This is a genomic window from Sphingomonas piscis (assembly GCF_011300455.1).
Taxonomy (GTDB): Bacteria; Pseudomonadota; Alphaproteobacteria; order Sphingomonadales; family Sphingomonadaceae; genus Sphingomicrobium; species Sphingomicrobium piscis.
In genome coordinates this window covers 694091-713530 of the sequence record NZ_CP049869.1, presented here as the reverse complement: position 1 = coordinate 713530, position 19440 = coordinate 694091, and the positions used below count along the sequence as shown (strand labels likewise).

Below are 19440 nucleotides of genomic sequence, written 5' to 3'. Positions count from 1 at the left end.
CTAACGATCGCTGCACAATCGCTTCGCTGCGCTCCGCGGCTACGCAGCGATGTCGTAGGGGACGATTTCGCCGGTTAGGTAGAGGTTGCGCGCTTTGGTGCGCGAGAGCTTGCCCGAGGAGGTGCGGGGCAGGGTGCGTGGCGGAACCAACTCGACCACCGGCGTGATGCCGGTAATGGCCCGGATGCGTTCCTTGATGTCGTCGCGCAGACGCCCACGTTCCTCCGGATCGGACACCCGGCAGTGGACGAGAACGGCAGGCGTTTCCTCGCCGGACGGGCCGGTGATGGCGAAGGCGGCAATGTCGCCGGACTTGAAGCCGGGCAGCTGTTCCACCGCCCATTCGATGTCCTGCGGCCAATGATTCTTGCCGTTGATGATGATCATGTCCTTGGCGCGGCCGACGATGAAGATGTAGCCGTTCGACATGTAGCCCATATCGCCGGTGTCGAGCCAACGATCCTCGGACAGGCAAGCCTTGGTGGATTCCTCGTCGCGGTAGTAGCCGACCATGACGGAGGTGCCGCGCACGAACACCTTGCCGATCGAGCGGTCGGGCAGAATGTCGCCGCCCGGGCCGCGGATTTCGATCTCCATGCCTTCCACGGCACGGCCGCAGTTGACGATGGCGCGGTAACGCTTGGGCTTGCCCTCATCGGCAGGGACGCCCGATAATTCGGCTTCGTCCACCAGCTCCAGTCGAATGCCTTCGCCCGGCGGCATCAAGGAGACGGCCAGCGTCGCCTCGGCAAGGCCGTAGCTGGGACAGAAGGCGCCGGCCTTGAAGCCCGCTTCGGCGAAGCTGTCGACGAAAGCCTGCATCACGTCGGGGCGGATCATGTCGGCACCGTTGCCGGCGATCCGCCAGCGCGACAGGTCGAAGCGATCGGCGGCGCGGGTCTGCGAGCTCATGCGGCGCGAGCAGATGTCGTAGCCGAAGGTCGGTGAATATGAGACGCTGCTGCCCGGATTGCGGCTGATCATGTCGAGCCAGGCGAGCGGACGGCGGGCGAAGTCCTCCGTCTTCAGATAGTCGGCCGAAATCTGCAGAGAGACGGGCGAGAGCATGCATCCGACGAGGCCCATGTCGTGGTACCAGGGTAGCCAGGAGATGCAGCGGTCGTCGTCCTGCACCTGAAGGCCGATGCCGTGGGCGCGAAGGTTGGACAGCAATTGACGATGAGTCACCGCAACGCCGTGCGGGAAGCGGGTCGAGCCGCTGGAATATTGAAGGTAGGCAACGTCGTCGGCGGTGCCCGGCGTCGCTTCGACGGCAGGAGCTTCCGGCAAGCTGTCCCAGGCGCGGGCGTCGACGCCGAGCTGCGCTGCGGCATCCTCAGCGAACTCGGCCAATTCCGGCGGGTAGATCAGCAGCTTGGGATCGCTGCTGGTCATCATCACCTTCAACTGCTCGACATAGGCCTCACGGCCGCCGAAGCTGGTCGGAAGCGGCAGCGGAACCGGCCACGCGCCGAGATAGATGGCAGCGAAGAAGCATGCCGCGAATTCAGGTCCGGTCTCGGCGATCAAGGCAACGCGGTCGCCCTTTCCGATCCCCAGCGCGGCAAGGCGGCCGGAGAGATCCTGCGCGTCCGAACGAAGTTGCGAATAGGGATAAGGGCGAACCAGCGTACCGCGGGCATCATGGAAATTCATGCCGCGCTTGCCGTTAGCCGCATAGTCGAGCGCCTCGGCGAGGGTGCCGAAATCCGCCGTCCGCCGTGGAAGATCGTCGAGGGTCGCAGTTGCGCCGGGGGTGCAAGCGTTGCCTGAATGTCCATCGTGCGGTCGAGCACCCGCTTCCTCTCTCTTTTGCGATACGCAGTGCCGCACGTTAACCATCGTTCACGGCCCATTTCGTGTGACGGGTGAGTGTGGCACAAAAAGGGCCGATGCCTGCCCCAAAGCCTCGCCGGGAGCGTCCCCCGCTCAATTCCGCCAAGCTCGAGGAGATGGCGCTGCGCTACGTCGGGCGCTTCGCAACGACGCGCGCGAAGCTGCTGGATTATCTTCGCCGCAAGGTGCAGGAGCGCGGCTGGGCAGGCGAGGGTTCGCCCGAGCTGGAGGCGATCGCCGACCGTTTCCGGCGGAGTGGCTACGTCGACGATGCGGCTTACGCACTGGCCAAAAGCCGCTCACTGACGGGCCGCGGCTATGGCAAGTCGCGGGTGGTGCAATCGCTTCGCCTTGCCGGGGTCGGCGAGGAAGACGGGGCCGAGGCACGCGAGTTGGCTGAGGAAGAAAGGATCGAGGCGGCGCTTCGCTTCGCGCGGCGGCGAAGGATCGGGCCTTTTGCGACGACGGCACACGATCCGAAAGGCTTTGACAAGGCATTGGCATCGATGATCCGGGCCGGCCACGACCTGACCGTAAGCAAGGCGATCCTCCGTCTTCCGCCAGGGCAGGAGCCCGAAGCGGGTGAGTTATTCGCCAACTTCATGTAAGTGAGTTTGATAGTCGGTTTGCCGACAGACTTACCCATGTTAAGGCGCATCCGTCGCGATGGCAGGACTCGGCTTGGCAAGCAGATTGGCAGTGAACACGGACGAAGTTGACGGCGAGCCCGCACCGGTCACCGGGCGGGTGAAATGGTTCGACGCGACCCGCGGGTTCGGGTTCGTGGTTTCGGACGAGATGGACGGCGACATCCTGATTCACTTCAGCGTGCTTCGCGAGCATGGCCGGCGGAGCCTGCCCGAGGGCGCCACGGTTGAATGCATCCCTGTCGTCATGGAGCGGGGCATCCAGGCGAAGCGGGTGATCGGCATCGACCTCGCGACTGCGGCCGAGCCGGAACCCAGGCCTTCCCTTCCCCGCCCGGAACGGGCAAACCGCCGGGCACTCGTCGATGCGGCGGGCGAGTTCGAGGCGGTGGAGGTGAAGTGGTTCAATCGCGTCAAGGGCTATGGCTTCGTGCAGCGGCTGGGTGCGCCGGACGAGGACATCTTCGTTCACATGGAAACGGTTCGCGACGCGGCGACGGGGGAGCTTCAGCCGGGGCAGCGGCTGGAGGCGCGGATCGCGCCGACGGCCAAGGGTCACACGGCGGTGGAGCTTCGAACGGCGTCCTGATCACGGCGGCCCTGCTGTCTGCCGCCGCGCTGGGGGCCTGCAACAATCAGCAAACTTCCGAGGCGACCAACGTGGAGCTGCCCGCGCCCGAACATCGCACCGTGCCATTGACCATCGTTTCAAGCGGCAGGACTCATCGTTTCACGGTCGAGGTAGCGGACACTCCCGAGGAACAGGAAAAGGGCTTGATGTTCCGCAAGTTGCTGCCAGCCGATCACGGCATGGTTTTCCCGTTCGAACCGCCGCGGCCGGTCAGCCTGTGGATGAAGAATATGCTGATCCCGATCGACATGATCTTCATCCGGCCGGATGGCACCATCGCCACGATCGGGGCAGACGCTGTGCCGCAATCGCTTGAGCCGGTCGTCTCGACGGAGGCGGTGATCGCCGTCCTTGAAATCCCTGGCGGGCGAGCAGCCGAGCTAGGCATCAAGGTTGGCGACAAAGTCGAATGGCCGCACTGAGATGAGACGGTCGACCAAGTCTCTTCAGGTCGTTGCCGCCCTTCTGCTGGGGACGGTCGTTGCAACCTGCGGCCCGCGCGCGGCCACCGGCAACAGCGCCGCCGAGGCAAGTTCGGCGCCGGCGATCGCCGAGCCGATCCTTCCGACATTGTGCACCTTTACGGTCCGCAAGTCCTACCCCCATGACCCCAAGGCTTTCACCGAAGGGCTGCTGTTCGACGGCGGCCAGCTTTACGAAAGCACCGGCATGGTCGGGCAATCGGGTGTGCGCCGGGTCCGGCTGTCGGACGGCAAGGTGCTTCAGCAGGCGGTGGTGCCGCCTCCCTATTTCGGCGAGGGTCTCACCAAGCTGGGCAATGAGATGTTCAGCGTCACCTGGAAGGAAGGCAAAGGCTTCCGCTGGAACGCCAGGACGTTCCGCAAGACGGGCGAGTTCTCCTACACGGGCGAAGGCTGGGGCCTGACCAACGACGGCAAGCAAATCTTCATGAGCGACGGCACGCCCGTCGTACGGGTGCTCGACCCCAAGAGCATGAAGGTGGTCCGGACCTTCACCGTGAATGCCGGCGGCCAACCGGTGGCCAACATCAACGAGCTCGAGTGGCGCCGAGGTGCGCTGATGGCCAACGTCTGGACAACCAATCAGGTCGTCATCTTCGACCCGGCGTCCGGAGCCGTGCGGTCGGTCATGGATCTTTCCGAGCTTCGCCGGCAAGCAGGTGGCAGCGATGTGGAGGCGGTTCCCAACGGCATTGCTTATGACGAAGCGGGCGACCGGCTGTTCGTGACCGGCAAATATTGGACCAAGCTGTTCGAGATCGTGCCGAGCGGCTGCTGAGCCGCGGGGACTCGCCAGCGCGGCGCTTGCACTCGTTCGCCGGACGCGGCAGAGGCTCCATGCATGGGATTCCTGGCCAAGACCTTCACCTGGTGGAACGGCGCCACCGTCGGAACCGCCTTGTTCACGCGGAGCAAGGGCAGGGAGGTCGGCCGCGACGATTCCGGCAACATCTATTACCAGCACAAGAAGGATCCGGCTCGCCGCTGGGTCATCTACGACGGCAATAATGACGGCAGCCGAGTCCCGCCCGCGTGGCAGGCATGGCTCCGCGGAACCATCGACGACTTGCCGGAGAAGTCGCTTCCGCCGGTCCGGACGTTCCAGCAGAAGCCGGAGCCGAACCTCACCGGCACCATGGCGGCCTTCCGTCCGGACGGAGCGCTCGGCAGCGGCAAGGTGCGGCCGCTCTCGACCGGCGACTATCAGCCCTGGACCCCGGACTGAGCATGCGCCTGCCGCTGCTGATCGGGGTCGGCGCGGTGCTGCTGGCCGGCTGCAAGGCACAGCCAACCGACAATCAGGCTGAAGGCAACGAGGCCGCAGGCAAGCCGCGCGCCGTCGCCGGAGCTCCGCCGCCCGCCCCAACGCTCCGGGGATTACGCCGATGAACCAAAGGGTCGCGGTGATCGGCCTGCTCAATAAGCGCAACGGGATCGTCCGCGACCTGTCGATGCGGCCCGGTCAGGCAATCAAGGTGAAGGACGTGATCGTCCGCCTGCGGGCGTGCGAAACGACTGCGCCGTGGGAAACGGAGAAGCTGACCGGCGCCTTTGTGCAAGTCGACTCTCTCCAGACGGACTCGCAATGGAAGCGGGTGTTTTCAGGCTGGGTCTACAAGGAGTCGCCGTCTCTGAACGTTGTCGAGCACCCGGTCTACGACGTCTGGGTCAAGAGTTGCGCAATGAGCTTTCCGGCAGGTGTGGCGGTGCCCGACGCGTCGGCATCCACCAGCGAATCCAGCGCCAGGAAGTCGGGACGCGGGAACTCCTCGCCTCCACCAGCAGCGCCGGACACGGCCGAATTCAACAACTGAAGGTAGGCATCGCGGGGCACCTCAACGGCGCCCAACGAGGCGAGATGGTCGGTCATGAACTGACAGTCGAGCAGGGTGAAGCGGCCCGCGCGAAGACGTGCCACCAGCCAGGCGAGAGCGACCTTTGACGCGTCGGTGGCCCGGCTGAACATGCTTTCGCCGAAGAAGGCGCGGCCGAGCTTCACTCCGTAAAGGCCGCCAGCCAGCGCATCGCCCAGCCAAACTTCCACCGAGTGAGCGTGGCCGCGGAGATGGAGGTCCAGCATGGCGCGTTCGATCTCCGCATTGATCCACGTCTCCTCCCGCTCGGCGCAGGCCGCGATCACGGCGCCGAAATCACGGTCGCGGGTAACGCTGAAGCGGCCGGCAACGACCGTTCGGCGAAGCGACCGCGACAGGTGGAACCTGTCGAGCGGAAGAATGGCGCGGACCCGCGGCTCGACCCAGAACAGGTCGTCGGCATCGCGGCTGTCGGCCATCGGGAAAATGCCCGCCGCATAGCCGCGAAGCAGCAGCCGGGCGTCCAGCCGGCTCATTCGCAGTTCTTCGGGAGCGGGCGTGAAGCGGCGGTCAGAGAAGCTCCCGCACCAATTCCTGAGGCCGGCACAGGCGAACGCCCTTGTCGGTTTCGACCAGCGGCCGGTTGATGAGGATGGGATGGCGAACCATCGCATCCAGGATTGCGTCGTCGGACGCTACGGGTTGGGTGAGGCCAAGCTCCTCCGCCAGCGGCTCCTTGGCGCGAAGACCTTGCCGTGGCGTCATGCCGCCACGAATATAGATCCTCTGCAACTCCTCCCGACTTGGCGGATTCTTCAGGTATTCGATGACCGTGATGTTGGCGTCGGCTTCTTGCAGGATCGCGAGTGTCTTGCGCGAGGTGCCGCACGCGGGATTGTGGTAGATCGTTACGTTCACGTTACAGAAATCCGCATGTGCCCACAGGTGGCTGAAGAGCCGACGGCACGCTTGCTGCACATCCGGAACGATATGGGCAATGTGTCGTTCCTGCGCTGTGACACGTGCGATTGGCCGGGGTCAAAGGGTCCGTGCATGGTCCACAGTTTAACTACAACGGGAGAACAATGATGCGGAAATCCATTATCGCGGTGACGCTTGCAAGCTCGCTGTCGCTCGCCGCTTGCACGAGCACGGCGCAGAACGGCGACATCGCCCAGGGAGCGGCCGGTGGCGCCGCGCTGGGCGCTGCTGCCGGCGCAGTCATTCCGGGCGTGAGCGTGATCGAAGGTGCGGCGGTTGGCGCCGGCATCGGCGGTCTCGCCGGTGCTGTCTGGTCGGACAACAACAACGACGGCTATGTCGACGGCTACAACTACAACGGCCAGTATTACGCCGGTCAGCCGCAGGGTTATGATCCCACTCTTCGCCGCGTCACCACCGGTGCGCTCGGCGGCGCGGCGCTCGGCGCTGCTGCCGGTGCAGTCATCGGCGGCATCAACCCGCTCGAGGGCGCGGTGATCGGTGCAGCCATCGGCGGTCTCGCCGGCGCTGTCTGGGCCGACAACGACCGCGACGGCCGCGTCGATGGTTACTACCAGAACGGCACCTATTACTCGGGTGCTCCGGCCACGACCACGACCACGCCGACTTACTCGACGCCGGCGCGTTCGGGCGAGCGCGGCTAACGTCCACTCGTGACGAATTGTTTGCCTAGGGTGCGCACCGGCGGCAAATCGCTGCCGGTGCGCATTTTTTACCGTCCTGGCAGCGTCATCTTCTCAATGGGCCTGGCACTTGCCGGGCCGATGGCGCTTATGCCGGTGCCGGCGGCTGCGCAGGCGGCGCAGCTTAAACCCAACGATCAAAGTCTGGGCGACTTCTACCGCGCGCGTGGCGGTGCGCCGCTATGGCTTGCCCGCCAATCGGGCAGCGCCGCACAATTGCTGCTTCAGCGGCTCGACAGCGCCCATGTCGACGGCCTCGACCCCCGGAAATATCACGCGCCCGAGCTCGACCGTGCACTGCAGGCGGCTTGGGGCGGTAAGCCCAAGGCGGTGGACCGCGCTGACCGCATGCTCTCGCAGGCTTTCGCGGACTATGTGAACGACCTCCGGCGCGTTCCCAATTCCGAGACCTATTTCGTCGATCGTGAGCTGGCGCCGCACCCGCGGAACGCCCGTGTGTGGCTCGACCAGGCGGCCGCGGCGCCGTCGCTTGAGAAGTTCATCACCGACATGGGCTGGATGAACCCTTTGTATGCGCAGCTTCGCCAGGCGCTGGCCGACCGCAGCTACGGCGACGACCACCAGCGGCGGCTGCTTTGGCTGAATCTGCAGCGGGCGCGGACGCTGCCTGGCGGTCAGGGGCGCTACATCGTGGTCAACGCCGCCGCCCAGCGACTCTACGCTTATGAGAATGGCCGGGTGGCGGACAGCATGAACGTCGTAGTCGGCAAGCCCATCTACCCGACGCCCATGATGGCGGCGCTGATCCGCTTCGCCAACCTCAACCCCTATTGGTACGTGCCGCCGGATCTGGCGGCGGAGCGCATCGCGCCGAACGTCGTGAAGATGGGGCTCGGCTACCTCAAGAGTCGCGGTTACGAGGTGGTCAGCGACTTCAGCGACAACCCGCAAATTCTGGATCCCGCAACCGTCGATTGGAAGGCGGTGGCGGATCACAAAGCCGAAGTGTGGGTGCGGCAGCTGCCCGGACCGCACAACAGCATGGGACGGATGAAGTTCATGTTTCCCAATCGGGAAGGCGTGTACCTTCACGACACCCCGGAAAAGGAGCTGCTTAGCGAGGCATCGCGGCTGTTCAGCGGCGGCTGCGTCCGGCTGGAGGATGCGAGCCGGCTTGGCGAGTGGCTGTTCGGCCGCCACCTTGAATGGCAGGGCGCGGGGACCGAGGAGCGCGTCGATCTGGATCGCCCGGTGCCCGTCTACATCACCTATCTGACGGCCGTGCCCGACAATGGCACGGTCGCCTTTTACGACGACATCTACAAACGAGACGCAGCGCGGCTGGCAGGCGAACCGGTTGGCGCCGGAAGCGCGGCCGCAGCACCTTAATAGGGCGACCAGTCGGGAAACCAGGTATAATCCTGCGCCACCGGACGGCCACGGTCGTCGCGTGCGGGCCGGAAGCGGATATAGCTGAGCGCAAGCTGGCACATCAGCGCATCGACGCTGCGATCGCCGCTGGTGCGGACGATCCGGCAGTTTGACGGGTTGCCGTCCGTGTTGACCTTGAGCGTGAGCCCGACGGTGCCGAAGTCCCGGCCGCTTGCCGCGACCAGCCGGCGATATTCTCGGTTGGGAATGCGTGAGATACGCTGCACCGGCGTGAACTTCGAATAGTCCGGACCGCGGCCGCCGATGCCGCCGCCACCGCGGCCCGAACCGTTATTTCCCGCGCCCGGGCCTTCGCCAACTGCAGCAGCACCGGCATTGGAGGCACTTCCGCTGCCGGCGACAGAGGCGGCTTGCAATGGCGGCTTCACTGGCAGCGGAACGCGCTGTTCGGGGAGAACGATCGGCGACGGCTCTGCCTTCTTGCCTGCAATTCCTTCAGCCTCCTTCGCCGGGGAAGATCGCGCCGGTTGCGGCGGCGGTGGCGGCGGAGGCGGCGGTACGTCGGGGCGGACATCGAATGTCTTCAGTGCACTGATGGTACGGTGCACGACCTGCGGGTTGAGGCCGGTCAGGATAAGCGCAGCAAGCCCGGCATGGACAAGCAGGACCGCGGCGGCCGCCTTGGCCTTGTCCTGCCCGTTTGCCGTGCCGCGGTAGCTGGCCATCGTGCCTTTCCCTGTGCGTCACCGAAACGCACAAGGGGGCACAAGGTTTTCAGCGCTGCCAGAGCGTCGCGCGATAGCGTTCGAAGCAGCGGGCGCCGCACGTCAGCCGCATTAGTGCGCCTTCCGCAATGGCATGGGCACGGCGCGGATCTTCGGCAACGGCGGGCCCGATCGCCTCCTTGTTCCACTCCTCGCTATGCTTGACGTCCAATGTGGCGTGAAGATCGAAATAGAGGCGGGTCTTGGGCGAGATGCCCAGGCGCTTCAGGCCAGTCGCGACGGCTGCCGAGCGGTCCGGTGCGGTCAGTTCGATGACGCCAAGCGCGCCGACGGCGTGCCACGCATAGTCACGGCGCGATGCCATCGCGGTCATTGCATTGGCGAGCGCAAGGCTTTCCGCACAGGTGGTCTCGATCGACGGCTGAAGTTCCAAGGCCGTGACTAGCCGCTCGAGCATCGGGCCATGCATCCCCTTGGGATTGCCGCGGCCCATTTCGTCCCAATAGTTGCGGGCAAGCTCCAGCTTCACACGCTCAGGTAGCTTGATCTGGGTCAGCGCGGTCAGGTCGTCGAAACCGGCCTCTCCCGCTGCCTCCTGCTCCAGGTACCAGCGCATCTCTTCCATGCTGGCGCTGTCCGCGAGCCAGTCGAATAATGGGTCGAATTGACCGGGGCCATTTGCCTTCAGCCCTTCGAACCAGGCGACAAAGCCATCCGCGTCGGTTGGTGCCGCCGCCGCGGCGGAGCGCACCTTCGCGCGTAGACGTTCGAGAAAAGCCGCCTGAAGCTCCAGCATCTCGGTATCGGTATGGAGCCGGTCGCTCCAGTCTTCGTCCGGGAAGCGAGGGGCCAGCCGGTCGCGGTTCCAGTGCGCTAGACGGCGCTGAATCTCCTCTCCGAAGAGATCGATGGAGGCCGGTCGGGCCTCCCATTTGAACAATGTTGCCATGCTCAAAGAACCGGCGCACGCGGTTTCTGGTTCCGTTCAGGGTCTAAAGACCAGCCGAAAACAAGGCTTTGCTAACCTTTGTTAGCGGCCACGCTGGAACCGCAGCTTGGGCACCCGGCGGCCCTTCTTCAGCGCCTGGCCGCGGCCTGACAGCGATGGGTTGGACATGAAATATTGGTGCAGGTTGAAGGCGTGTCCTTCCGCCGCCGCGATGCGGGTGTAGGACCCGTCCGGGTTCAGGCGCCAGCTCTGCTCATTATCGATGAGGTTGGCCACCATGACCTGCTCCAATAGCTGGGCATGGACAGTCGGGTTCTGGATCGGCAGCATATATTCGATGCGCCGATCGAAGTTGCGCGGCATCCAATCGGCGGAACTGATGTAGACCTTGGCATTCGGGCCGGGCAGTTCCTCGCCATTCCCGAAGCACCACAGCCGGCCATGCTCCAGGAAGCGGCCGACGATCGACTTGACGTAGATATTGTCGCTCATCCCGGGAACGCCGGGGCGAAGGCAGCAGATGCCGCGAACGACGAGATCGATTTTCACGCCCGCCGCGCTTGCCTCGTACAATTTCTCGATGATGGTGGGGTCGACAAGCGAGTTGAACTTGGCCCAGATGCCCGACGGCTTGCCGGCCTTGGCATTGGCGATCTCGACGTCGATCAGGCGGATGATCTCGCCCCGCATCTGCTGCGGCGACATGACAAGGTGGTTGAGCGTCTTGGGCTCCAGATAGCCGGTGATGTAGTTGAACAGCTTCACCGCATCCCGGCCGATCTTCGCATCGGCGGTGAAGTAGCTGAGGTCGGTGTACACCTTGGCGGTGACCGGATGGTAATTGCCGGTGCCGAAGTGGCAGTAGGTACGAAAGCCCTTCTCCTCGCGCCGGACGACCATCGACACTTTCGCGTGGGTTTTCCATTCAATGAAGCCGTAGACGACCTGGACGCCAGCGCGTTCGAGCGCATTGGCCCAAACCAGATTCTGTTCTTCGTCGAAGCGCGCCTTCAATTCGACGACGGCGGTGACGGACTTGCCAGCCTCGGCAGCGTCGATGAGGGCGCGGATGATCGCCGACTGCTTGCCCGCGCGGTAAAGCGTCTGCTTGATGGCGACAACATCCGGGTCGGCGGCGGCCTGCTCGATGAATTCCACCACCACCTCAAAGCTTTCGTACGGGTGGTGAACGAGGAAGTCCTTTTCCTTGATCGCCGCGAAGCAGTCACCGCCATGTTCGCGGACCCGCTCGGGGAAGCGCGGTGTGAACGGCGTGAACTTGAGTTCGGGCCGGTCTTCCTCGACCAGCTGCGAGAGGTCGGTCATGCCGAGCAAGCCACGAGTTTCTGAAATGATCGCGCCGCCGGTGGCGTCCAACCCTTCCTGGACCGCGGAGACCAGGCTGTCCGGCATGCCGGGCTCAAGCTCCAGCCGGACGACACGGCCCCGGCGCCGCCGCTTGATCGCCTTGCCGAGGTAAAGCGCGAGGTCTTCCGCCTCCTCCTCTATCTCGATGTCGCTGTCGCGGATGAGGCGGAAGCCGCCGCCGCGCACCACCTGGTAGCGGGGGAAGAGGTAGGCTGTTTTGCGGCGGATCAGGTCCTCCAGCGCGATGTAGCGGGCGTTCTTTCCCGGAATGCGGATGAAGCGCGGAACGCTGGAAGGCGTCATGATCAGCTCGCGCACCGAGGTGCGGCCGCGCTTCAGCTCAAAGATCAGAGACGCACCCTTGTTCGGGATGAACGGGAAGGGGTGCGCCGGATCGATCGCCTGTGGAGTCAGGATGGGGAAGATCTGCTCGCGGAAATGCTTGTCGAGCCAGGCGTCCGCTTCATCGTCGAGCGGCTCCTCGCCGGCAAGGACGGTCATTCCCGCCTCGGCCAGTTCGGAGCGGAGGACCGCCCAGACCTCATGCTGGCTTTTCACCAGACTGTCGGCTTCGGCGATGATGGCGGCGAGCTGCTGCGAGGGTGTCAGACCATCGATGGAGACGTCCTCGACCTTGAGCGACTGATGCGCCTTCAGGCCGGCGACACGGACCATGAAGAATTCGTCCAGATTGTTCGCGGAAATGGACAGGAAACGAAGCCGCTCCAGCAACGGGTGGCGTGGGTTGCAGGCTTCTTCGAGGACGCGCCGGTTGAAGGCGAGCCAGCTCATTTCCCGATTGAAGAAGCGCCTCTCGATCGATGATGGACCGACCGAAGGCTCCGTACCTTCGTCCATCAGCTTGCCGGAACGCTTAGGATCGCCTGCGCTTTTCGCCAATTCATGTCGCCAAGTTGAAACAGAGCCGTGTTACACTGATATGACAGCAAGGAAATGTGAGCAGCCAACGCTCGATGTGGAGAAAGGACGCACGTGCCAAAAGACAAGAAGAGCAAGGCCGAGAAGAAGCTGAAAAAGTCCAAGAAGGCCGAAGCATCATCGGTGAAGGCAGCGAAAGCTCCCAAAAGCCCGGTCAGCACGGCCGTCGAGGGCATGAAGGCTCTGACGCAGAACCCGCTGGTTGCCGATGTGGTCGCGGCTGCATTGGTCTCGATGGCCGCGGCGCTCAAGGACAATAAGAAGGCGCATGCGCTGGCCGATGACGCGGGCGACCAGCTGAAGACCTTGTCCGGCAAAGCGGGCAAAGACGGGCAGGTGATGTGGGACCTTGCCAAGGACGTCGGGCGCAAGGCACTGGAAGCGATCGCCGCCGAGCAGGCAAAGGGAAGCGGCAAGGGCAAGAAGTCGTAAGCGCTCCCCAAAAGCAACTTTCCATCAGGTGCGGGATTGAGCGTTGATGATTCCTCTAGAACAATTGCCGCACGAACTCGACCGCGCGTCCTCCACTTGCCAGGCGATCGTCGAGGCACCCGCGGGATCGCGCGTGAAGGTCTATTACGACCCCGAAAGCCATCGCTTCCGGATCGGCAAGTTCCTGCCGATGGGCATGGTGTTCCCGTTCGATTTCGCCTTTATCCCCTCCACGCTGGGTGGCGACGGGGATCCGGTTGACCTTCTGATCCTGCCCGAAGCCCCGCTACCGGTGGGCTGCATCGTCAAGGTCCGCATTCTCGGCGTGATGGAATCGGTGCAGCAGAAGGTTGGCAAGAAGGCCAAGCGCAATGATCGGATCATTGCCCGGCTGACGGAGAGCAAATTGTTCAGCCAGGTCGATCACATCGACCAGCTCGGGCGGACCTTCGTCGATGAAGTCACCGTTTTCTTCCAGACCTACAAACGGATGCGCGGTCAGAGCTATGAGGTGCTGAGTGTCGGTGGGCCGGAGCGCGCCGCGGAGCTGATCGAAGAAGCCGAGCAAGCGCATCTGGCGCAGCTTGGCGCGGCATGATCCTGACCTCCTAAGCTGTCGTTAACCATAAAGCCCAAGAAACTCGAAAGCCGCAAAGGGTTAAAAGCCCCTTCACCATGGCCGTGCTGCGTTCGACAGCCGTGGCTGTGGCGGGGATGGAATGACTGCAAGTTGGCGTAAATCGAGTGCTGTTGCTGCCTTGCTGGTAGCCGCATGTTGCGCCGTTCCAGCAGCGGCTGCGACGACGACGGCCGCGGTCGCCGCATCGGTCAACAAGCCACTCGTCATTTCGCGGGTTGCCGACTTGAGTTTCGGCACCATCCTCCTGTCTGCGGCGACCAACTTCACGGCGAGTGTGTCGATCGGGCAGAACGGCGTCTTCACCTGCCCCGCGACACTGACGTGCACCGGAGCCACGTCGCCGGCGACCTATAATGTTCAGGGAAGCAAGCAGTCGCCCGTGCAGATCAACGTGCCGCCGAGCATGACGCTGACGGGCCCTTATGGGACGATTACCATGACCACCAGCGCACCAAGCTCGCTGGTTCTGGCCAACTCCGGCTTTCCCGGGACCGATTTCAACATCGGCGGAACGCTGACCCTGACCAATGCAACACCGGACGGGCTCTATACCGGCACGTTCGCGGTGACGGCAGACTACCAATAAGCGTCAGGCGGCGGGATTTTCCTCAAGCCATTTTTCCAGCCACTTGATCGTGTAGTCGCCGCCGGTGAATGCGGGATCGGCGATGATCCTTTGGTGCAACGGGATGGTCGTCTTCATCCCCTCGACCACGAACTCCTCGAGAGCCCGCTTGAGGCGGCGAATGGCCTCGTTGCGATCGGCGCCATAGACGATCAGCTTGCCGATCATGCTGTCGTAATAAGGCGGCACGCGGTAGCCGGTGTAGAGGCCGCTATCGACTCGGACATGCATGCCGCCGGGCGCGACATAATTCTTCACCAGCCCGGGCGAGGGCATGAAGGTTTGCGGATCCTCGGCATTGATCCGGCATTCGATAGCATGGCCGTTGAGGTGAACCTCGTCCTGTGTGACGCTTAGGCCCTCACCGCAGGCCACCCGTATCTGTTCGCGAACCAGGTCCATTCCGCTGATCATCTCGGTCACCGGATGCTCGACCTGCAGCCGGGTGTTCATCTCGATGAAGTAAAATTCGCCATTTTCGTAGAGGAATTCGATGGTGCCGGCGCCGCGATAGCCCATGTCGGCCATGGCCTTGCGGACGACCTCGCCCATGTGCGCGCGCTGCTCGGCGGAGATGACGGGGGAAGGCGCTTCCTCGATGACCTTCTGGTGGCGGCGCTGGACCGAGCAGTCGCGTTCACCGAGGTGAATGGCGGCGCCATTGCCGTCGCCGAAAACCTGGAACTCGATATGCTTCGGGTCGCCGAGATATTTTTCCATGTAGACGGTGTCGTCGCCGAACGCCGCCTTCGCCTCGGACGACGCCTGCGCCATCAGCGCCTCGAGCTGATCCTCCGACGGGACCACCTTCATGCCGCGGCCGCCGCCGCCGGATGCCGCCTTGATGAGGACCGGATAGCCGATCTCTTCCGCCAGCCTGTGGGCGTCGGCGACGCTGTCCAGTGGGCCGGGCGAGCCGGGAACCAGTGGCAGGCCGAGCGCGGCGGCGGTGCGCTTCGCCTCGATCTTGTCGCCCATGGTGCGGATATGTTCAGGCTTGGGGCCGACCCAGATGATCCCGTGGCTTTCCACGATCTCCGCGAACTGGGCGTTCTCCGACAAGAAGCCGTAGCCAGGATGGATGGCGTCGGCGTGGACGATCTCCGCCGCCGAGATGATTGCCGGAATGTTGAGGTAGGAATCCGTGGCAGAAGGCGGACCGATGCAAACGGTTTCGTCCGCCAACCGGACGTGCATTGCGTCGGCGTCGGCGGTGGAGTGAACCGCCACCGTCTTGATGCCCATTTCATGACAGGCACGGTGGATACGCAGCGCGATCTCGCCGCGATTGGCGATCAGCAGCTTCTTAATGGTCATGGGCCCGCTCAGCCGATGACGACGAGCGGCTGGTCATATTCAACCGGCTGCGCGTCGGCGACCATGATCTTCTTCACCACGCCGCCATTCGGCGCTGTGATCGGGTTCATGACCTTCATCGCTTCGACGATCAGCAGGGTGTCGCCCGCCTTCACCGCATCGCCGACACTGACGAAGGGCTTGGCACCGGGCTGTCCTGCGAGAAAGGCGGTTCCGACCATCGGCGATTTCACCGTTTCGCCGCTCGCTTCCTCGGCCGAAGCCGGCGCTTCGGCAGTTGACGCGGCGGGCGTGGCTGCTGCGGCTGGGGCAGCAGCAACGGGAGCGGGGGCAGGTGCCGCCCCGGCGAACACCGGCGCAGGATTGCGGACGACCTTGATCTTGCGGTCGCCGTCTTCGACTTCGATCTCGGTCAGCTCGTTGGTGGTGAGGAGCTCGGCAAGCTCACGCACCAGCGCCGGATCGATGCGCATTGCACCGTTCTCCTCGCGGTCTGCCATGGCTTTCTTTCCCTTGTTAAATTCGTGCGGCCCAGACGGCCCTCAAGCGCGGCCTACTCGCAGAGCCGGGCCGCTACGTCCAGTGCAGACAGGTAACCTTGCGCGCCCTGTCCCTTGATCACCTGCGTTGCGGCCATTCCGACATAGTCGATGTGGCGGAACGCTTCGCGGGTTTCGGGGTCGCTAAGATGCACCTCGATGACCGGAGTCCTGATCGCCTTCACCGCATCGTGGAGCGCGACGGACGTGTGGCTGTAGCCGCCGGGGTTGATGATGACAGCAGCCGCGTCGGTGTCCTCCGCCTCGTGCAGCCAGTCGATGAGGTGACCTTCATGGTTGGACTGCCGGACGTCGGCGGTAAAGCCGAGCTTGGCTGCATGCTCCACCACCATGGCGGCGATGTCGTCGAGGGTTTGCGTGCCGTAGATTTCCGGCTCCCGCTTGCCGAGGCGGTTGAGGTTGGGGCCGTTGAGAACAAGGATCGTCTTCGCCATTTGCGCTGCGGCGTGCAGCTTCCTATCTGCGCTTGTCAATGAGCTTGGACGAATCCCTCTCCATCCGAGTCAACGGCGAGCATCGCCGCGTGGCGCCTGGAATCAGCATCGCCGATCTGGTGCGTGAACTTGGGTTCGACCCGGGCCGCGTCGGGGTGGAACGCAACGTCGAACTGGTGCCCAAATCGACGCTCGCGGAGATCAAGGTGGAAGACGGCGACGATTTCGAGATCGTTCATTTCGTTGGAGGCGGCTGATGAACGCGCCCGTGAATATCAGCGCCGACACCTGGACCGTTGCAGGACGAACCTTCACCTCGCGCCTGATCGTCGGCACCGGCAAATATAAGGACTTCGCTCAAAACGCTGCGGCCGTCGAGGCATCGGGCGCGGAGATCGTCACGGTTGCCGTGCGGCGGGTCAACATCTCCGACCCGAACCAGCCGGTGCTGATGGACTATATCGACCCGAAGAAGGTCACCTATCTTCCGAATACCGCCGGCTGCTTCACCGCCGAGGATGCAATCCGGACGCTTCGGCTGGCGCGCGAGGCGGGCGGGTGGAACCTCGTGAAGCTGGAGGTGCTGGGCGAGGCCAAGACGCTCTACCCGAACATGGTGGAGACCCTGCGCGCGACCGAGGTGCTGGCCAAGGAGGGCTTCGAGCCGATGGTCTATTGCACCGACGATCCCATCGCTGCGAAGCAGCTTGAAGATGCCGGCGCGGTGGCGATCATGCCGCTTGGCGCGCCAATCGGGTCGGGGCTCGGCCTGCAGAACCTCGTCACCATCCGGCTGATCGTCGAGGGCGCCAAGGTGCCGGTGCTGGTCGATGCCGGCGTCGGCACGGCAAGCGATGCGGCCGAGGCGATGGAGCTCGGCTGCGACGGCGTGCTGATGAATACGGCGATTGCCGAAGCCAAGGACCCGGTGCTGATGGCGCGGGCGATGAAATCAGCGGTTGAGGCCGGGCGAATGGCCTATTTCGCCGGGCGGATGCAGAAGCGGCGCTATGCCGACCCGTCGAGCCCGCTGGCGGGTTTGATTTAGCACAAGTAATTCGTCCGCCTCGGAGATGTGCGGACCGAAAATCAGTTTCAATCGTAGACTCATCCGCTCGGTACACAGTGCGGGAGACGACCCATGGCCCAAGGCCGCAAGGGGGCGCCCGGAAGCTTCGGCGCGCCGCTCGATGAACTGTTGCCGAAGTTCGGGCAACCCGATCAGCCGCGGGTCAGCGTCGACGTGCACCGGAAACCGGAACAAGCGGCCGACGAGAGGCAGGAGACCTGCCGCATCTTTATCCTCAACCAGAAGCTGTTCGAGGCGGCGCAGCCTCAGCGTTGACGAAGGTCGCTGAGCGTCCGCGCATTGGTGATCTGTTCGACGTCCGTCTTGCAGTGAATCAGCCGGATGCCGCCGCGTTCCAAGGCGCGATCGAACGCCGGGGCGAAGTCATCGGTGCGCTCAACCACTTCGGACCAGCCTCCGAACGCGAGGGCGAGGGCAGCAAAATCCGGATTGGCGAGGCGGGTGCCTGAGACGCGGTTCGGATAGTCGCGTTCCTGGTGCATGCGGATGGTGCCGTAGCTGCCATTGTCGACGACGATCACCAGCAGGTCGGCGCCGTACTGGACGGCGGTAGCGAGTTCCTGGCCGTTCATCAGGAAGTCGCCGTCCCCGGTGACGCACACCACCGGACGGTCCTTGAAGCGCAGGGCAGCGGCGACAGCGGCGGGAAGACCGTAGCCCATGGTGCCACTGGTCGGGGCAAGCTGGGTCGGCATGGAGCCGTAACGCCAGTAGCGGTGCCACCAGCCCGAATAGTTACCGGCGCCGTTGCAGATGATTGTAGTCTCCGGAAGCTTGTCGCGCATGGTCGCGACGCAGGGGCCGAGGTCGAGGGTCACGCCGTCGCGCGGCTTGGGAGTGCTCCAATTGAGCCATTGCGCGTGGGCTTCGTCGCCTGCCGAGAAGCGGATGAGGTCCGGGTCATGCCAGGTGGCAATGCTTTCCGCGAACTCCCCATGTCGGAACAGATCGGCAGGTCCGTGCGGAAGACGCGGTCGAGTTCGTTCGGGTCGGGATGGACGTGGAAGAGGGTCTGTCCGGGGTGGTCGGGTGTGATCAGCGTGTAGCCTTCGGTGGTGGATTCTCCGAGCCGGGTACCCACGGCCAGGATCAGGTCGGCCTCGCGGATGCGCTGGAGCAATTGGGGATTGGGGCCGTAACCGGTGTTGCCGGCGTAGACGCCGCAGCTGTTGGAAATCGCGTCCTGGCGGCGGAAACTGGCGGCGACAGGGATACCATGGCGGTGCGCGAAAGTAGCGAAATGATGCGCGGCGCGCGGGTTCCAGTCGGCGCCCCCGATGATGGCGACCGGCGCGCAGGCGTGCTTCAGAAGTTCGAACAAGGCCGCGATGGCGCCGGGGTCCGGTGCCTCTGCCACCGGCGCGACGAGTGGGCGGTCGAGGGCTTCGACCTCGTCTCGGAGCATGTCCTCTGGAAGGGCGAGCACGACGGGCCCGGGGCGTCCCGAGGTCGCAACGCGGTAGGCTCGGGCGACATATTCGGGAATACGGCGGGCATCGTCGATCCGCGCCGCCCACTTCGCGATCGGGCCGAAGAAGGCAGGGAAGTCGACTTCCTGGAACCCCTCCCGATCACGGTCACCGCGGGCGACATCGCCGACGAACAGGATCATCGGGGTCGAATCCTGAAATGCGACGTGCACGCCGCCGCTGGCGTTGGTGGCGCCGGGCCCGCGGGTAACGAAGCAGATGCCGGGGCGGCCGGTCATCTTGCCGTCGGCGTCTGCCATGTAGGCGGCGCCGCCTTCCTGCCGGCAGACGACGAGGTCGATCTCCGGCGTGTCATGAAGCGCGTCTAGGACAGCGAGGAAGCTTTCGCCGGGAACGGTGAAGATCCGGTCGCAGCCCTGAATACGAAGCTGATCGACGAGAATGCGGCCGCCTGAGCGGGCACCGAGACGTGTGGCCATCCGC

At 64.2% G+C, this 19440-nt stretch carries 20 protein-coding genes and 3 pseudogenes; 13 read left to right on the top strand and 10 right to left on the bottom strand.

Features of this window, described 5'->3' with window-relative positions:
• Positions 1–39 precede the first annotated feature (39 nt).
• Complete coding sequence (locus G7077_RS03600) at positions 40–1842, bottom strand: fatty acyl-AMP ligase (protein WP_166410527.1); 1803 nt, start codon at positions 1840–1842, stop codon at positions 40–42.
• 50 nt (positions 1843–1892) lie between these two features.
• Here G7077_RS03600 and G7077_RS03595 point away from each other — a divergent pair, with 50 nt between their 5' ends.
• From G7077_RS03595 to G7077_RS03575, 6 genes and pseudogenes are all read left to right on the top strand, one after another.
• A complete protein-coding gene (locus G7077_RS03595; protein ID WP_166410526.1) occupies positions 1893–2444 on the top strand; it encodes a regulatory protein RecX in 552 nt (183 codons plus the stop codon).
• A 91-nt stretch (positions 2445–2535) separates the two neighbouring features.
• Positions 2536–3072: a cold-shock protein gene (locus tag G7077_RS14020; protein WP_246167354.1), complete on the top strand. Its 537-nt coding sequence runs from the start codon at positions 2536–2538 to the stop codon at positions 3070–3072.
• 71 nt (positions 3073–3143) lie between these two features.
• Positions 3144–3536: a DUF192 domain-containing protein gene (locus G7077_RS14015; RefSeq protein WP_246167351.1), complete on the top strand. Its 393-nt coding sequence runs from the start codon at positions 3144–3146 to the stop codon at positions 3534–3536.
• Between the two features lies 1 nt (position 3537).
• Complete coding sequence (locus G7077_RS03585) at positions 3538–4374, top strand: glutaminyl-peptide cyclotransferase (protein WP_166410524.1); 837 nt, start codon at positions 3538–3540, stop codon at positions 4372–4374.
• A 63-nt stretch (positions 4375–4437) separates the two neighbouring features.
• Positions 4438–4821, top strand: a complete 384-nt coding sequence (locus G7077_RS03580) for an NADH:ubiquinone oxidoreductase subunit NDUFA12 (protein ID WP_166410523.1) — start codon at positions 4438–4440, stop codon at positions 4819–4821.
• A gap of 160 nt (positions 4822–4981) precedes the next feature.
• A pseudogene (locus G7077_RS03575) lies at positions 4982–5215 on the top strand (DUF2155 domain-containing protein); the annotation flags it as partial.
• A 35-nt stretch (positions 5216–5250) separates the two neighbouring features.
• On the opposite strand, the gene aat reads toward G7077_RS03575, so the two are convergent.
• Together aat and arsC are read right to left on the bottom strand one after the other, a co-directional pair.
• Positions 5251–5946 (bottom strand): leucyl/phenylalanyl-tRNA--protein transferase, encoded by a 696-nt coding sequence (gene aat / locus G7077_RS03570; protein ID WP_166410522.1) that lies wholly within the window; start codon positions 5944–5946, stop codon positions 5251–5253.
• 34 nt (positions 5947–5980) lie between these two features.
• Positions 5981–6328, bottom strand: a complete 348-nt coding sequence (gene arsC / locus G7077_RS03565; RefSeq protein WP_166410521.1) for an arsenate reductase (glutaredoxin) — start codon at positions 6326–6328, stop codon at positions 5981–5983.
• 167 nt (positions 6329–6495) lie between these two features.
• Between arsC and G7077_RS03560 the strand changes: the two genes are divergently transcribed.
• Together G7077_RS03560 and G7077_RS03555 are read left to right on the top strand one after the other, a co-directional pair.
• Positions 6496–7056, top strand: a complete 561-nt coding sequence (locus G7077_RS03560) for a YMGG-like glycine zipper-containing protein (protein ID WP_206367685.1) — start codon at positions 6496–6498, stop codon at positions 7054–7056.
• A 30-nt stretch (positions 7057–7086) separates the two neighbouring features.
• Positions 7087–8445, top strand: coding sequence for a L,D-transpeptidase scaffold domain-containing protein (locus G7077_RS03555; RefSeq protein ID WP_246167478.1), 1359 nt, complete (start codon positions 7087–7089; stop codon positions 8443–8445).
• On the opposite strand, the gene G7077_RS03550 is transcribed toward G7077_RS03555, so the two are convergent.
• From G7077_RS03550 to G7077_RS03540, 3 genes are all read right to left on the bottom strand, one after another.
• On the bottom strand, positions 8442–9173 hold the full coding sequence (locus G7077_RS03550; protein ID WP_166410519.1) for an energy transducer TonB: 732 nt from the start codon (positions 9171–9173) through the stop codon (positions 8442–8444). The two genes, G7077_RS03555 and G7077_RS03550, sit on opposite strands and share 4 nt — an antisense overlap.
• Positions 9174–9222: 49 nt before the next feature.
• Complete coding sequence (locus G7077_RS03545; RefSeq protein ID WP_166410518.1) at positions 9223–10122, bottom strand: iron-containing redox enzyme family protein; 900 nt, start codon at positions 10120–10122, stop codon at positions 9223–9225.
• Positions 10123–10203: 81 nt separating this feature from the next.
• A complete protein-coding gene (locus G7077_RS03540; RefSeq protein ID WP_166412296.1) occupies positions 10204–12348 on the bottom strand; it encodes an RNA degradosome polyphosphate kinase in 2145 nt (714 codons plus the stop codon).
• A gap of 135 nt (positions 12349–12483) precedes the next feature.
• On the opposite strand from G7077_RS03540, the gene G7077_RS03535 reads away from it, so the two are divergent.
• The 3 genes from G7077_RS03535 to G7077_RS03525 all read left to right on the top strand — a co-directional run bounded on the left by G7077_RS03535 (position 12484) and on the right by G7077_RS03525 (position 14087).
• On the top strand, positions 12484–12861 hold the full coding sequence (locus G7077_RS03535; RefSeq protein ID WP_166410517.1) for a hypothetical protein: 378 nt from the start codon (positions 12484–12486) through the stop codon (positions 12859–12861).
• 46 nt (positions 12862–12907) lie between these two features.
• Positions 12908–13459, top strand: a complete 552-nt coding sequence (locus tag G7077_RS03530) for an inorganic diphosphatase (RefSeq protein ID WP_166410516.1) — start codon at positions 12908–12910, stop codon at positions 13457–13459.
• 121 nt (positions 13460–13580) lie between these two features.
• Positions 13581–14087, top strand: coding sequence for a DUF4402 domain-containing protein (locus tag G7077_RS03525; RefSeq protein ID WP_166410515.1), 507 nt, complete (start codon positions 13581–13583; stop codon positions 14085–14087).
• A 3-nt stretch (positions 14088–14090) separates the two neighbouring features.
• Here the strand turns inward: G7077_RS03525 and accC are convergent, their stop codons facing one another.
• From accC to G7077_RS03510, 3 genes are read right to left on the bottom strand one after another with little or no spacing between them, the layout of a single operon-like run.
• A complete protein-coding gene (accC, locus tag G7077_RS03520) occupies positions 14091–15443 on the bottom strand; it encodes an acetyl-CoA carboxylase biotin carboxylase subunit (RefSeq protein ID WP_166410514.1) in 1353 nt (450 codons plus the stop codon).
• Positions 15444–15451: 8 nt separating this feature from the next.
• Entirely contained in the window at positions 15452–15943 is a 492-nt protein-coding gene (accB, locus tag G7077_RS03515; RefSeq protein ID WP_166410513.1) for an acetyl-CoA carboxylase biotin carboxyl carrier protein, read from the bottom strand.
• 53 nt (positions 15944–15996) lie between these two features.
• Positions 15997–16437 (bottom strand): type II 3-dehydroquinate dehydratase, encoded by a 441-nt coding sequence (locus tag G7077_RS03510; RefSeq protein WP_166410512.1) that lies wholly within the window; start codon positions 16435–16437, stop codon positions 15997–15999.
• A 38-nt stretch (positions 16438–16475) separates the two neighbouring features.
• Between G7077_RS03510 and thiS the strand changes: the two are divergent.
• Both thiS and G7077_RS03495 read left to right on the top strand, forming a co-directional pair.
• Positions 16476–17485: pseudogene (gene thiS / locus G7077_RS03500) on the top strand (sulfur carrier protein ThiS).
• A 93-nt stretch (positions 17486–17578) separates the two neighbouring features.
• Positions 17579–17782, top strand: coding sequence for a hypothetical protein (locus G7077_RS03495; RefSeq protein WP_166410509.1), 204 nt, complete (start codon positions 17579–17581; stop codon positions 17780–17782).
• Here G7077_RS03495 and G7077_RS03490 read toward each other — a convergent pair.
• Positions 17773–19436: pseudogene (locus G7077_RS03490) on the bottom strand (thiamine pyrophosphate-binding protein). The gene G7077_RS03495 and the pseudogene G7077_RS03490 overlap by 10 nt on opposite strands.
• Positions 19437–19440: the final 4 nt, after the last annotated feature.